Here is a 15,178-nt window from a genome sequence, read left to right on the forward strand (position 1 = left end):
CGCGACTTCATCTCTATCCACATTTCTTGACAGAATATAAGTGAATCGGGTTCCGTGAGCTGGACAGAAGCTCAGCGGCTGGAAAGACTGACAGTTTTTTATGAGCAGGAGTATCGGGACTTCTCACGTATAGCAAATGACGCCGCAGAACGAGCAGGCAGGATGGGGGATGTCGCGCGGGCCGAAACATGGCAGCGGACGGCTGACATGCTTAACGACTGGGCGAGCGATCGCGCCATCATGGCTGATGAAGTATGGATTCGGCGTACGGCAATCCCTCCAAAAAATTAGTGGTATTCAAACAGAGAAATTTTCAATATAGAGGTTGAAACCGATCCTTGTAGTATGTCGGTTATTTAGCCTCGCTGAGACCAACTATTGTTACAGGGGCAGGCATTCTGACGACTATGCTCAGCTGACTAAATGTCCTTGTGGTGTTGTTAATACATAGGGTATGGAGTTCTTTTTTTATATATGTTCTATGTGTAAAGCTACTCTAACGATCACAAGTGTGAGCATCGAATCTACCAGTAAAGAGGGAGCTTTTCCTGAATCTCAATTTAAAATACAGCAGACATACCTGCCTCACTTGCGTGAGCAGGAGCCGGTGCGGATACTAGGGACATGAATGATGAATTGACACAACAGGCCCGGGAAGTGGCGGAGCAACTGCGGTCCCGGCAGCTGAAGTTGGCGGCGGCGGAGTCCTGCACCGGTGGTTGGATCGCCAAGGTGCTGACTGATATTGCCGGTAGTAGCGAGTGGTTCGAGCGTGGCTTTGTCACCTACAGCAACCAGGCCAAGCAGGAGATGCTGGGGGTAGAGGCTGGGACCCTTAGGGCACATGGAGCGGTCAGCGAAGCGGTGGTGCGGGAGATGGTGTCCGGCGCCCTGGCTCACAGCCAGGCAGACCTGGCACTTTCCGTGAGTGGTATTGCTGGTCCCGGTGGCGGCAGCGTGGAGAAGCCGGTGGGTACCGTCTGGTTCGGCTGGCAAAGGCGTGGCGGCGAAGCGCTGGCCACCTGCTACTGTTTTGCTGGCGACCGGGAGGCGGTGCGTCGCCAGGCCGTGCTGACGGCGCTCCAGGGTGTTCTGGAACTGCTCTAGGGATCAGGACGAAGCGGAGGTCAACTGTCCGTATGACCCGCCAGTCGTTTCAGTCTCCGTACGCTGAAGAACACCGCCGTCACCACTACCGGGATAGCGATGCCGGTGCCCAGTTCCACGTTTATGCCGATGCCGGCCGACTTGAGCCCCTTCAGGCCATAACCCACCAGCCCCAGCAAATAGTAACTGAGCACCACGACGGAGAGACCCTCCACGGTCTCCTGCATGCGTAACTGCAGGTGGGCACGCCGGTCCATGGAGCGTAGCAGATCCTTGGTCTGCCCCTCCATGCTCACATCCACCCGGGTGCGCAGCAGGTTGGAGGCGCGGGCGACGCGGGTGGACAGGCCCTGGATGCGCTGTTCCACCGATTTGCAGGTCTGCATGGCGGGGGCCAGGCGACGCTGCATGAATTCGTGCAGCATCTGCACGCCGGCGATCCGCTCTTCCCGTAACTCAGCCAGGCGCTGCAGGATAATATCGTAATAGGCAGTGGCAGCACTGAACCGGTAGCTGGTGGATGAGGCGATCTGCTCCACCTGGGCAGCCAGTCCGGTCAGCTGCTCCAGGGCGTGGCGTTCATCCTCCAGATTGTCGATGTCGACGATTTTTCCGGTCAGGCTGGTCAGCGCCTGATCGAACTGGCCCAGTTGCTGACCGTATTGCTGGGCCAGTGGGAAGGCGAGCAGGGCCAGCATCCGGTACTGCTCCAGCTCGCAGAGTCGTTGCACCAGACGGCCGGCCTGGCGGCTACGCAGGTGGTTGTCCTGGATCAGGAAACGGCTGAAGCCGTCGGCGTGGATGTGGAAGTCGGTCCACACCTGGGCGGCACCACCGGTCACTATGGAGCCGGTCACCGTATTACTGGCGAACAGGGTGGCCAGCTCTTCGATCTCTTGTTTCGGGTAGTCCTTCGGGGCCACCGCCAGGTGTACGGCCGCCAGCAGTTTTCCCGGCAGTTGTTTCAGCCAGTCGGTGGGTACCCGGCTGATGGCGGTCTCCTGAAAGGGTTGTTCGAAGGGGGCGTGACAAAAGAAGGTGTAGCTGGAGAATTCGCTGTGACGCTCCCACTTGAGGCGGAATATGCCCATGTCGGCACTGTGGTGGCGGGCGGAGGGGGATGGCGGCGCGACACGGAAACGTTCGCACAGCGCGCTAACTGCCTCGTGCTCCTGCTCCAGCATGGACTCGTCCGACAGGATGGCCAGGTGACTGGCCTGCACCGGGGCGGTCAGCTGTTCATAGGGGCGGGCGTGAACCTCGCTGGCCAACTGGTTGCGTAATGGATAATCGGCGATGCCGGCGGTCTCTCCTGGTAACATGCTCTCTGCCCTGCTGGGTGGATCGGGATTGAATGGTATGTCGCTGCCGATTGTACCCGGAATCCGGCCCTGGGTGGGGAGGCCCGGTTAGGTCAATTTTCGACCGCTGGGGTCAGTCGCTATCAAATATCCCGTCGCTTTTATGGGGATTAAATAAAAGTGAACAGGCTCATGACTTGAGCCTGTGGCTGTGTAATAATAGAGAACATCAGTAGAACGTATCGGGTGACGGGATGTCGCCCTCAGTCAAACCGGGGGAAATAATGGACGAAAATCGCAAGAAGGCTTTGGGTGCCGCGCTGAGTCAGATTGAAAAGCAGTTCGGTAAGGGCGCGGTCATGCGCATGGGCGATGGCACTGCCATCAGGAATATCGAGGCGATCTCCACCGGCTCGATCAATCTGGATATCGCTCTCGGTATTGGTGGTGTGCCCAAGGGGCGGATTATCGAAATCTATGGCCCTGAATCCTCGGGTAAAACCACCCTCACCCTGCATGTAGTGGCTGAGTCTCAGAAGCAGGGTGGTACTGCGGCCTTTGTCGACGCCGAGCATGCCCTGGATCCCCAGTATGCAGAGAAGCTGGGTGTCAATGTGGATGAACTGCTGGTATCCCAGCCGGATACCGGTGAACAGGCGCTGGAGATCACTGACATGCTGGTGCGCTCCGGTGCCGTGGACGTGGTGGTGGTGGACTCGGTAGCGGCCCTGACGCCCAAGGCGGAGATCGATGGAGACATGGGTGATACCCACGTCGGCCTGCAGGCACGCCTGATGTCCCAGGCACTGCGCAAACTGACTGCCAATATCAAGCGTTCCAACTGCGTGGTCATCTTTATTAACCAGATCCGCATGAAGATTGGTGTGATGTTCGGTAATCCGGAGACCACCACCGGTGGTAACGCCCTGAAGTTCTACTCCTCGGTACGTCTGGATATTCGCCGTACCGGTGCGATCAAGAAGGGTGACGAAGTGATCGGTAACGAGACCAAGGTCAAGGTGGTGAAGAACAAGGTGGCTCCACCCTTCAAGCAGGTTAACTTCGAGATCCTTTATGGAGAGGGGATTTCACGTGAAGGTGAGCTGATCGACCTGGGTGTGCAGTATGGCCTGGTGGAGAAGTCCGGCGCCTGGTACAGCTATAACGGGGACCGCATCGGTCAGGGTAAGGATAATGTGCGCAACTTCCTGAAAGAGAATGCGGACATTGCCCAGCATCTGGAAGACCAGATTCGCCAGCAGGCCTTCCCCAAGGTTGATGAAGCCCCGGATGAGTCGGAGGCCGGTGTCGAGGTTTGAGGTGTCAGAGCAGTTGGAGTTGGAGCAGGCGGCTGTCCGCCTGCTCGCCGCCAGAGAGCACAGCCGGGCGGAACTGCGCAGGAAACTGCACGCCCGCTGTGAAACGCCGGCATTGCTGGAACAGGTGCTGGATGGGCTAGAACAGCGGGGTTATCTGAGCGACGCCCGTTATGTGGAACAGTATGTGAGCAGCCGGAAACGCAAGGGTTTCGGGCCGGTCAGGATCAGGCAGGAGTTGCAGGAACGGGGGGTGAGTGCCGATCTTATCGAACCAGCCACAGACCCGGGAGAGCAGGAGTGGCGGGAGCTGATACGCCAATGCTGCCAGCGCAAGTTTGGCGACGCCCGGCCGTCAGACTATCGGGAACGGGCAAAGCGCGCCCGCTTCCTGGAGTATCGGGGCTTCCCCAGTGAGATGATTCGTGACCTCCTTTGGGATGGGATTGACTGACAGAGGGGCGGCGGAGCAGGGTGCGTCTGGTGTGTCCCGACTAGTGGGGAGATGACAGACAGCTCCTGCAGTGGCTGAAGTCCCTCGATCAGTTTGGATAGGGTTACCCGATCTGCTCCATTACCGTTCCTTCTATATAATATGTGATGCTTTCCCTGAGTTGAGCGCTGCTACTGATGGGTGGCTCGCCACCATTCAGCCATACCCACTGCTGATGCTTCCCTCAAACGGACAATGGTTATGGGGATGTGCGGGCCTATGTTTCAGCGGTCAGCCATGGCCAAGCCTGATGGTAGTACTGTGGATGGCTCTCCCCTGGTGCCTGGAGCGGCGGATAGCCTGGGGCGGATCTTGCCGGCCTGTGCAGTAGGTGGTCGGCTCGGGAACCAGCTTCGTCCTGCGGTGGCCGTTATTTGTTCTCCCCGACCGATTTCCGTAGAATTGCGGATGACAATTCCAACGGTTCTGCCTAATATCCACCACTTCTTTTAATCACATAATCTAGCCTGTATGAAAACCAGCGCCGAATTACGCACCGCCTTCCTGAATTTCTTCATCGAAAAGGGGCATACCGAGGTTCCCAGCAGTTCGCTGGTCCCCCATGACGACCCCACGCTGCTTTTCACCAATGCGGGCATGGTGCAGTTCAAGAACACCTTCCTGGGCCGGGAAAAGCGCGACTATACCCGCGCTACCACGTCCCAGCGCTGCGTGCGTGCTGGGGGTAAACATAACGACCTGGAGAATGTGGGTTACACCGCCCGTCATCACACTTTTTTCGAGATGCTGGGTAACTTCAGCTTTGGCGACTATTTCAAGCGGGAAGCGATCCAGTACGCCTGGGAGTTCCTCACCGAAGTCCTGGGTCTGCCAGAGGAGAAGCTCTGGGTGACGGTCTACGAAGAGGATCAGGAGGCAGAGGATATCTGGCTCAAGGAGATGAAGGTCGATCCGAGCCGTTTCTCCCGCTGCGGTGCCAAGGATAACTTCTGGTCCATGGGGGATACCGGACCCTGTGGACCCTGTTCGGAGATCTTTTATGACCACGGTCCCGAGGTCTGGGGTGGTCCGCCGGGATCACCGGAAGAGGATGGCGATCGCTATATCGAGATCTGGAACCTGGTGTTTATGCAGTTCAACCGGGATCAGTCCGGCGAACTGACGCCATTGCCCCGTCCCTCGGTGGACACCGGTATGGGTCTGGAGCGCCTGGCTGCGGTACTGCAGCATGTACACAGTAACTACGAAATCGATCTGTTCCAGCATCTGATCAAGGCCGCTGCGGAGGTGACCGGCTGCACCAACCTGGAAGAGAAATCCCTGCGGGTTATTGCTGATCATATCCGCTCCTGCGCTTTCCTGGTGGTGGATGGCGTGTTGCCGTCCAATGAGGGGCGGGGTTACGTGCTGCGCCGGATAATCCGGCGTGCTATCCGGCACGGTTATATGCTCGGCATGAAAGAGCCGTTTTTCCATAAACTGGTGGCTCCACTGAGCCAGGAGATGGGGGACGCCTATCCGGAACTGCCCAGGATGGCTGATCAGGTGACCCGTGTGTTGCGCCTGGAAGAGGAGCGGTTCGCCGAGACCCTCGAGCAGGGTATGAAAATCCTGGAGGGGACCATCGACACCCTGGGTGATAAACAGATCCCGGGCGAGACCGTCTTTAAACTGTATGACACCTATGGCTTCCCTACCGACCTGACCGCCGATATTGCCCGTGAACGGGGTCTGAGTCTGGATATGCCGGGTTTTGAGCAGGCTATGGAGGCGCAGCGGGAACGGGCACGCGCTGCCAGCCAGTTCGGTCATGCGGAGCAAGTGGAGATCAACCTGGATGGTGCCACCGAGTTTACCGGTTACGACAAGCTGGAGAGCAAGGCAACGATCATTGCCATGTTCCAGGATGGTCAATCGGTAGAAAGCCTGGGTGATGATGAAGAGGGGCTGGTGGTGCTGGACCGTACCCCATTCTATGCCGAATCCGGCGGTCAGGTTGGTGATGCGGGGGTACTGGAGTGTGGTGCCAACCGGTTTATTGTCACCGACACCCAGAAACAGGGCGGCGATGTGTTTATCCACCAGGGGCGCTTCAAGGGCACATCTTTGCAGGTTGGCAGCGAAGTGTTGGCGCGGGTGGATGCTACCCGGCGGGCCGCTACCGCGCTGAACCACTCCGCCACCCATCTGTTGCATGCCGCACTCCAGCGGGTGCTGGGCGATCACGTCCAGCAGAAGGGCTCTCTGGTTAACGCCGAGCGCTTGCGCTTTGACTTCTCCCACTTTGAGCCGGTCACGATTGAACAGATCCGTACCATTGAGCAAATGGTGAATGAGCAGATTCGGGAGAACCATATGGTTCAGACCCGCATCATGTCTCTGGAAGACGCCAAGGCGAGCGGAGCCATGGCTCTGTTCGGCGAAAAATATGGCGACAACGTGCGGGTATTACGCATGGGGGACTTCTCCACCGAGCTGTGTGGCGGTACCCATGTCAAGGCGGTGGGTGATATCGGCCTGTTCAAGATCGTTTCGGAAACCGGGATCGCCTCCGGAGTGCGGCGTATCGAAGCGGTCACCGGCGCCGCCGCCCTCCAGTGGGTGGAGCAGGATGAAGACCGGTTGCAGCGTATCGCGGACCTGCTTAAATCGGGACGTGACGATGTGGCGGATAAAGTCACACAACTGGTGGAACGGAGTCGACGACTGGAAAAAGAGCTGGAACAGTTAAAAAGCAAACTGGCCAGCGCAGCCGGTACTGACCTGGCAAGTAGCGCAATTGATGTGGCCGGGGTCAAGGTGCTGGCTGCCAAACTGGATGGTGTCGATCCGAAGGCCCTGCGTGACACCATGGATCAACTGAAAAACAAGTTGGGCAGTGCGGTAATTCTGCTGGCCGCAGTCAGCGGTGAAAAAATCAGCCTGGTAGCGGGTGTTACCCAGGATCAGATTCCTACTCTGAAAGCCGGTGACCTGGTGAAGTTTGTAGCCCAGCAGGTTGGTGGTAAAGGTGGCGGACGGCCCGATATGGCACAGGCCGGCGGTAGTGATCCCGCTGCACTGCCGGGAGCCTTGGCATCCGTGGAAGGCTGGGTGCGGGACGCTCTGGGGCAATAACAGTCGCTGCTTATGAAGTCGTGGAATTAACCCCGCATTTATTGTTAAATTAACGCCCTTTGGATGCCCGGCCTCTGGCCGGGCGAATCATGTAACTGGAAGCGAGTAGCACAATCAATGGCCCTTATCGTACAGAAATACGGTGGCACATCGGTCGGCAGCATCGAGAGAATACAGGCGGTCGCAGAAAAGGTAGCTGCGGCGCGGGAGCGCGGCGATCAGTTAGTGGTGGTGGTTTCCGCCATGTCGGGGGAGACTAACCGGCTGATCGGTCTGGCGAAGGAGATTGAGGAGCACCCCTCTGCCCGTGAGATGGATGTGCTGGTATCGACCGGCGAGCAAGTGACTATCGCGCTGCTCTCCATGGCTCTGCACAAGATCGGTTGTCCGGCAAAATCCTATACCGGCGGGCAAGTGAATATCCTCACCGATAGTGCTCACAGTAAGGCCCGCATCCGTAAGATCGATGACATTAAGGTCCGGGCCGATCTGGACGCTGGCAGGGTGGTTGTCGTGGCCGGTTTCCAGGGGGTTGATGACCTGGGCAGCATTACCACCCTGGGACGGGGTGGTTCCGACACCACCGCGGTTGCGCTGGCGGCAGCCCTGAAGGCAGACGAGTGTCAGATATTCACCGATGTGGATGGTGTCTATACCACCGATCCCCGGGTGGAGCCCAAGGCGCGCCGCCTGAGCAAGATTTCATTTGAAGAGATGCTGGAGATGGCCAGTCTCGGATCCAAGGTATTGCAGATTCGGGCGGTTGAGTTCGCCGGTAAATACAATGTACCCCTGCGCGTACTGTCGAGTTTCGAAGAGGGCGAGGGAACCTTGATCACCTTTGAGGACAAGGGTATGGAAGACGCAAAGATATCAGGTATCGCGTTCAATCGCGATGAGGCTAAATTTACCATTCAGGGTGTGCAGGATCAGCCGGGTGTGGCCTATCGGATACTGGGGCCGATCTCCGATGCCAACATCGAAGTGGATATGATTATCCAGAACATCGGACAGGATGGTACCACCGACTTCACCTTCACCGTGCACAGAAACGACTACGATAAGGCGTTGGCCATTCTCAATGGGGTGGCACAGGAGGTGGGTGCCCGCGAAGTCAAAGGTGATAATACCATCGTAAAAATATCCCTGGTGGGCGTTGGTATGCGTTCCCATGCCGGTATTGCCAGCTCCATGTTTGCCGCTCTCTCGAAAGAGGGAATCAATATTCGCATGATTTCCACATCCGAGATCAAGATCTCCGTAGTGGTTGATGAGAAGTATCTCGAACTGGGCGTTCGCGCGCTGCATGAGGCGTTCAATCTGTCAGCAGAACCTGCCAAGATCGGCTAGAGTCAACTCTCAGGAGTGCCGGGTCTGTCCGTCGGCACTCCTGGTGGAATAAGTTAACCAGCAATTCTTTTAATTCGTTTTGTTTATAGGCGGGTTAGCTGGTAAGATTCCACCGCTCTTTCGCCACATCTCCTGTGGGGTAAGTGCTTGGTTGGCGGCGTTTCTTTTCACTATCCTGGGGATGGAGTACCTCGGAGGGATCGTGTTCGGAATGCCATAGTCGGATATTAAACAGGGAGATTGGAAGATGTTGATCTTGACACGCCGTGTAGGCGAGACTCTGATGATTGGCGATGAAGTAACCGTAACGGTTCTCGGTGTTAAGGGAAATCAGGTCCGTATCGGTGTTAATGCCCCACGTGATGTTACCGTGCATCGTGAAGAGATTTACGAACGCATTAAGCGTGAGCAGCAGACTGATCAGGACATAGTGGACGAGTAATCGTTTACCTGGATGGGGCTGTTCAGGCCCCATTGTATCTACTAGCAGTAAGTGGATCCGGTGGCGAAGTCATCAGGGATTGATTTGCCTTTAAAACGGCCCAAAAAAGCCGTTTTAAATTCAAAATCAGAGAAGCAAAACGAAAAAAAATGGGTTAGAATACCGCCTCTTTCGGGAGGGGGCTGAGCAAAGCCCGGCTCGTTTAATACGGAGTGATCCCGAAGGGGGAGGTGCGAAGCACCGAATCACGCGCGCCCCTGATGGTCCGAAGGACCATTAAACGTGTGAACAGAATTTTGGAGAGCTGGCCGAGTGGCTGACTAGGATCCGCAGGATCCTGAACGCCCGAAGGGCGGCCCCGAAGGGGGGAGGTGCGAAGCACCGAATCACGCGCGCCCCTGATGGTCCGAAGGACCATTAAACGTGTGAACAGAATTTTGGAGAGCTGGCCGAGTGGCTGAAGGCGCGCCCCTGCTAAGGGCGTATACGTTAATAGCGTATCGAGGGTTCGAATCCCTCGCTCTCCGCCATTATTTTGAACGACAGTGCAAAATCTGGTGATGGTGGACTGTTGACGAGTTCACGATTCGAACCCTCGATTCAAATAGAAGGTTCGATTGCGGAGCAAAGCGACCGAAGGGAGCTCATCCCTCGCTCTCCGCCATTATTTTGAACGACAGTGCAAAATCTGGTGATGGTGGACTGTCGACGAGTTCACGATTCGAACCCTCGATTCAAATAGAAGGTTCGATTGCGGAGCAAAGCGACCGAAGGGAGCTCATCCCTCGCTCTCCGCTATTGTCAAAGTCAGCTTTTTAGTTGACAAAGGAGGCGGAAATCTTCAGAATTCGCGCTCCAAAGTTAAGCGCCCGTAGCTCAGCTGGATAGAGTACCTGGCTACGAACCAGGTGGTCGGAGGTTCGAATCCTTCCGGGCGCGCCATATAAACGAAAAGCTCACCCAACGGGTGGGCTTTTTGTTTAAGCATACCCCAAAAGGGTTCGAACCTCCGACTTCAAAAGGGCGGTTCGACAAGGCCCGAAGGGCCGCCGCACGAGCGCAAAGCGCGAGTCATCCTTCCGGGCGCGCCATTTAAACCAAGTAGGCTCACCGCAAGGTGGGCCTTTTGGGTTTATAGTGCTCGGGTCGGGTGAGAACGTCCCTGGTTCCACAACATGGCAGGGTGCCGTTGTGGACGATGTGAAGTGCCGTCCGCATAGAGATTACCAGGGAATAAGTAAATTATCATACTCCATCAGACTTTTACCTTCCCAATCATCTGACCCCATCTTCTAGCGGTTCTCCTCCCGGACAATCCAGCACAACTAGAACTGGATTATCTCCTCCTTATCCGGGATGCAAAAGAGGCTGTCTGTGGCTTCCATAATATATTTCTATTTGAATCATTCTCCGGTAGTGGACACGCATTTCTGTTGCTGATTGCCAATCTGTTTTATTGCTGCAGATCGCTGATCGGGTATACCTTTGTTAAACACCTATCCGGTTTAAATGTTGGAATTATGAGGGGCTCAAGGTTTCATGTGGATAGTCCGTCCGTTTCCCATCGGTGTGGTTTGGCAGTCGATTAACTATTCCAACGACAAAAGATAGTGCCACAATCCAAATTACAAATACTGATAGCTCTTCTGGAGCAGATGTCCGATCTCGTAGTAGTGCTCGATTCGGCTGGCCGGATTATGCTATTCAACCACTCCTGTGAGGAATTGACCGGTTATCATCGTGACGAAGTGATTGGTCGTGATCTTATGGATCTGCTGGTACCACAAGCGCGGCTGAGTCGGGTGCGAGAGCGATTCAGCGAATCACTACAGTCAGATGCCATCCAGCCCGCAAAATATCCCTGGCGGACCATGAGTGGTGATGAGCGCTGGATCATGGCTTCGAGACAAGTAGAGCCTGTCAGGATGGCGACGCTGCGGTGGCGTTGCTGGAGCAGTCCGCTGGCAACATCCAATGGATGGCTTGATCTATCCGGATCAGTTCATCGGTGAGGCGGAAGAGAGCAGCCTGATCGATGAACTGACTGACGCCGTACTGATCCAGGCATTGCACCATACCCGGGATTGGCTGGATCAAGGGATCATGCTGCATGTATCAGTAAACATCTCCATGGAAAATCTCAAAGCACTGGACTTTCCTGACCGGGTTGTAGGGGAGGCGGATGCGGCCGGAGTTCCGTTAAAGTATCTGGTATTGGAGCTGACCGAGAGCCGGTTACTCAAAAACCTGTTGATGATACTGGATATCCTGACACGCCTGCGCCTGCGGCAGGTCAGTCTCTCCATTGATGATTTTGGTACCGGTCACTCGTCACTGGTGCAGCTGCGCGATCTGCCTTTCGATGAACTCAAGGTGGATCGGAGCTTTGTCCATTTGGCCTGTCGCAATACATCCAGTCGGGCGATTTATGAGGCGAGTGTGGAGATGGCCGCACAACTCGGTATGACCTCCGTCGCGGAAGGGGTAGAGGACCTGGACGATTGGGAGTTTCTGCAATCCAGCGGCGGTGATCTTGCCCAGGGCTATTTCATTGCCCGGCCCATGCCGGTGGAAGCCCTGCCGGAGTGGCTGGCTGACTGGGAGTTGCGCCGGCCAGAATTGATTGAACACCGTAACGGAAACTGATGTTCCTGATGGCGTCAGTGACCACTCATTTCAGTCTGGCCACTTGCCGTTGAATCACAGGGGGGATTCGCCTGGTGAATCAATCCCCGGTGTCGAGCGGGTACGGATAACTCCCAATCCCTATGATGGGCTACATTTGATGTATGCTGTTCTGGTTTATCGACACAGGCCGGGGAGAGGGGTTTGCCGGTGCATGTTTGATCGACCCACGGGCAACAGGACCGGGTGATCCCGTTGCATTTTTGAAACTGCCTGGGCCATAGGGTCCGATCGAGGCGTAACCATGGTCCCGCATGAGCAGGAATCTCCGCTGTTTATCTATCGCCTGGCAACTGAGCGCCAAGCGTTATTGTCAACCAAGGCGTCCCGTGGCATCCCGTCAAAAGCAGCTGACCGGTTGCTGGTGGCAACCTGGAACCTGACCAACTTCGGCCTGCAACAGCGTACAGATGATGACCTGGCCCTGATGGCGGAAATCATCAGCTGGTTTGATCTGGTCGCCATTCAGGAGATTGCCGACTCCCTGGCCCATTTGCGTCTGTTGATGAGCTATCTGCCGGCCAGCTATCAGGTCATACTGTCGGACATCGGCGGCAATGATGAACGGGCTGGCTTCCTGTTCGACAGCGACAAGGTCAGCCGATTGGAGCTGGCCGCGGAGGTGGCGGTCCCGCCCAGCGACCGACGCTATATTCGCCTGCGGGGTGTTTCCGGTGCCTTCACCGGATTTGATCGCAATCCCTATGCGGTGGCTTTCCGGGCCGGTGCACTGGAGTTTACCGCGGTGTCTGCCCATCTGTTCTTTGGCAGCCACGCCTACTACGATGAGGACCGGCGTGCACTGGAGGCCTATGCCCTGGCCCGCTGGGCCGATCAGCGGCACAAGGCGGCCGGTGCCTACTCCCGGAACATCCTGGTGCTGGGGGACCTGAATCTGCCCATTCGGGACAACTCCAGCAATGTCTACAAGGCGTTGAAAGCGAAGCGCCTGATACTGCCGAAACACTCCACCACCATGGGCAGCAACCTGGCCGGTGACAAGGATTATGACCAGGTGGCTTTCCATTCGGGGGGGATGCAGGAGGCCTACCGGGGGCATTCGGGCGTGTTCGATTTTGATCGCGACCCTTTCTTCGCGGACGCCTGGGCGGTTGGACCTGACTATTTCAATCGGGCAGTGAAATACCATATTGCCGATCACCGGCCCTTGTGGGCAGAGTTTGAGATCTGACCGGGCAGTGTCTGCCCTGTGTCGTGTACCCGGCTTTGAAAACCAACCGACAGGCGATCTGTAGAGTCACTGAAACAGCTGGAGCTGGTGTTAATCAGTCGACAGCATCATCGGTACACCCGGTTCGGACTATTGCCGGTGGGGTGCTGTGAACGGGGCGCTTAGTTGGCCAGTTGACTCACATAGCCTGATCTACGATGCCGACGGTTCAGGTTTTTTCCTTTCTATGGCAGGGGCCGGATATGGCTTTGCACGGGTCGTTATGGGATTATCCCCGGTTTGGAAACGGCATGCCCGGCCCGGTGCGCCTGTCAGTGGAGTGGATGTAGCGATATGTGTGGTTTTTTTCAGGTTGTTCAGAAGACGATTCCTGTCTCGAAAGAGAAGTTTGCCGCCGCCCTGAATACCCTGAGCCACCGGGGTCCTGATGACCAGGGTATCCACTATCTCGATTTCAAGCTGCCCACGGCGGACGGAGATGTATTGTGTCATGCCGCTTTCGGGCATCGGCGGCTGTCGATTCTCGATCTCAGCGACCGGTCCCATCAACCGTTTGTCAGCCAGGACAAGGTGTTCCTGTACAACGGTGAGTTGTACAACTACCGGCAGATCGGTGCCGACCTGAGAAAGCAGGGTAGCGACTTCACTACAACCGGCGACACCGAGGTGGTACTTAAATCGGTGCTCTCGGGTGGCTCCAAAGCACTGGCCGATTTTAACGGCATGTGGGCCTTCAGCCTGTTCGATGGTGCTGAGAATGCCCTTTTCCTGTCCCGTGACCGCTACGGCAAAAAACCGCTGTTCTACTATCTGGATGACGAGGTGCTCTGTGTTTCGTCCAGTATCGGCGCGATCAAGAGCTACCTGGGGCTGAACCTGGAGTTTCAGCGCGGCGCGTTGCTGGACTTTTTTCTGTTCGGCGCCATGCATCCATCCCCCTCGGCCGAGACCCATTTTCAGCAGATATCCCAGATTCTCCCGGGCCACTTCTGCCGCTTTGATTTCAGCCGCTGGGAGATGGAAGGCGCTGCCTATTTTGACTGGCACCATCCAGCCGAAGGCTTCGCCGGCCATGATCGGCAACAGGACCTGGTTGAGGTGCTGCGGGACAGTGTGACTTCCCGCCTGGTATCCGACCGGCCGGTAGCCCTGCTGCTGTCCGGTGGTATCGACAGCTCCCTGCTGCTGTCGGTGTTGTATAGCGAAAACCTGCAGGATCAGGTGAAGATCTTCATGGGGGATACCGGCCGCTCGGATGACTACGAGTATGCCCGGAAGTGCGTTCAGGAGCTGGGCGTGGCCGCCGAGACCGTGGTGCTGGATTATGACAGCAACTCATTTGACCAGTTTCTGCAGGTCTGCCGTCACCATGAAAAGGCGTTTCCCTTCAATGGCAACGCCATGGCCATGCCCCAGATGTATGCGGCCATCGCCGAGCAGGGGATTCCGGTGGTACTGGATGGAACCGGCGGCGATGAACTGTTTGGCGGTTACTGGGGACGGCAGTTCCAGGCGGCGGTGCGGGATGCGGTGCGACGGCGTGACTGGGCCTGGGTAAAGCAGAATTACGCCTGTGAGGGTAAGGTCAACAATGTGCGCCGACAGATCCGCAACGCCTTCTGGCCGGCCTGGTATCTGAACAGCAAACAGTCGTTCAAGACCCGCCTGTCAGCACAACTGCATCCGTTGCTGGAGATGCCGTTGCGGGAGATCTGGTCGGCGGAGAACCCGGACCCCCTGCATGACCTGGGACTGGGGTTTAACGAGGTACTGTGCAATGACATCGCGCCCGGTGGACGTCTGGGCGAATGGATCTGGCACAACGATCGCAACGCCATGATGGCCAGTGTGGAGAACCGCAGTCCCCTGCTGGATCTGCGTCTGCATCCGTTTGTCTTTACCGGCTATCGGAAAAAATATGCCGAGTGCTGGAACAAGCATGAACTGCGCAAGGCCTTTGACGCGTTCCGACCTCTGCCGACCCAATGGCGCAGCCAGAAACAGGGTTTCAGGTGGGATGGTAAACACTTTATCAATAACAACCGGGCCAGGATCATGGAGTTGATCGACGCAACCGAATGCCTGACCGGTGTGGTGAATACGAAACGACTCCTGTCCGTGGCGCAAAAGTATCCGAATATCCTGCGCTCTTCCCTGGGCAAACGCACCCTCTGTATTGCCGGGTTGGAACAGAGTCTGATCAAGGCCGGCTGA

11 protein-coding genes and 2 tRNA genes are annotated in these 15,178 nt (G+C 56.6%); 12 read left to right on the forward strand and 1 reads right to left on the reverse strand.

What is annotated here, in order from left to right:
* Positions 1-624: 624 nt before the first annotated feature.
* The gene (gene pncC / locus AAY24_RS18000) at positions 625-1,107 is read left to right on the forward strand and encodes a nicotinamide-nucleotide amidase (RefSeq protein ID WP_046860843.1); all 483 of its coding nucleotides are present in this window, start codon (positions 625-627) and stop codon (positions 1,105-1,107) included.
* Positions 1,108-1,127: 20 nt separating this feature from the next.
* Here pncC and AAY24_RS18005 read toward each other — a convergent pair whose 3' ends face one another.
* Positions 1,128-2,429 carry a DUF3422 family protein gene (locus AAY24_RS18005; protein WP_046860844.1) on the reverse strand — a complete coding sequence of 434 codons (1,302 nt, stop codon included), beginning with the start codon at positions 2,427-2,429 and terminating at the stop codon, positions 1,128-1,130.
* Between the two features lie 263 nt (positions 2,430-2,692).
* On the opposite strand from AAY24_RS18005, the gene recA reads away from it, so the two are divergent.
* The 11 genes from recA to asnB all read left to right on the forward strand — a co-directional run bounded on the left by recA (position 2,693) and on the right by asnB (position 15,178).
* Positions 2,693-3,727 carry a recombinase RecA gene (gene recA, locus AAY24_RS18010; RefSeq protein WP_046860845.1) on the forward strand — a complete coding sequence of 345 codons (1,035 nt, stop codon included), beginning with the start codon at positions 2,693-2,695 and terminating at the stop codon, positions 3,725-3,727.
* A gap of 1 nt (position 3,728) precedes the next feature.
* Positions 3,729-4,178, forward strand: a complete 450-nt coding sequence (locus AAY24_RS18015; RefSeq protein ID WP_234422212.1) for a regulatory protein RecX — start codon at positions 3,729-3,731, stop codon at positions 4,176-4,178.
* Positions 4,179-4,688: 510 nt separating this feature from the next.
* Entirely contained in the window at positions 4,689-7,295 is a 2,607-nt protein-coding gene (gene alaS, locus AAY24_RS18020) for an alanine--tRNA ligase (RefSeq protein WP_046860847.1), read from the forward strand.
* A gap of 117 nt (positions 7,296-7,412) precedes the next feature.
* Positions 7,413-8,645, forward strand: coding sequence for an aspartate kinase (locus AAY24_RS18025; RefSeq protein ID WP_046860848.1), 1,233 nt, complete (start codon positions 7,413-7,415; stop codon positions 8,643-8,645).
* A 247-nt stretch (positions 8,646-8,892) separates the two neighbouring features.
* A complete protein-coding gene (gene csrA / locus AAY24_RS18030; protein WP_029133414.1) occupies positions 8,893-9,087 on the forward strand; it encodes a carbon storage regulator CsrA in 195 nt (64 codons plus the stop codon).
* A gap of 439 nt (positions 9,088-9,526) precedes the next feature.
* Positions 9,527-9,617: transfer RNA gene (locus AAY24_RS18035), tRNA-Ser, on the forward strand.
* 335 nt (positions 9,618-9,952) lie between these two features.
* A tRNA-Arg gene (locus tag AAY24_RS18040) sits at positions 9,953-10,029 on the forward strand.
* 713 nt (positions 10,030-10,742) lie between these two features.
* A complete protein-coding gene (locus AAY24_RS19720) occupies positions 10,743-11,099 on the forward strand; it encodes a PAS domain-containing protein (protein WP_082117221.1) in 357 nt (118 codons plus the stop codon).
* Positions 11,062-11,733: an EAL domain-containing protein gene (locus AAY24_RS18045; RefSeq protein WP_052761325.1), complete on the forward strand. Its 672-nt coding sequence runs from the start codon at positions 11,062-11,064 to the stop codon at positions 11,731-11,733. Before AAY24_RS19720 ends, AAY24_RS18045 begins: the two co-directional genes overlap by 38 nt.
* Before the next feature lie 283 nt (positions 11,734-12,016).
* Positions 12,017-12,964 (forward strand): endonuclease/exonuclease/phosphatase family protein, encoded by a 948-nt coding sequence (locus AAY24_RS18050; protein WP_046860849.1) that lies wholly within the window; start codon positions 12,017-12,019, stop codon positions 12,962-12,964.
* Positions 12,965-13,297: 333 nt separating this feature from the next.
* Positions 13,298-15,178, forward strand: coding sequence for an asparagine synthase (glutamine-hydrolyzing) (gene asnB, locus AAY24_RS18055; protein ID WP_046860850.1), 1,881 nt, complete (start codon positions 13,298-13,300; stop codon positions 15,176-15,178).

This window comes from Sedimenticola thiotaurini, assembly GCF_001007875.1.
Taxonomy (GTDB): Bacteria; Pseudomonadota; Gammaproteobacteria; order Chromatiales; family Chromatiaceae; genus Sedimenticola; species Sedimenticola thiotaurini.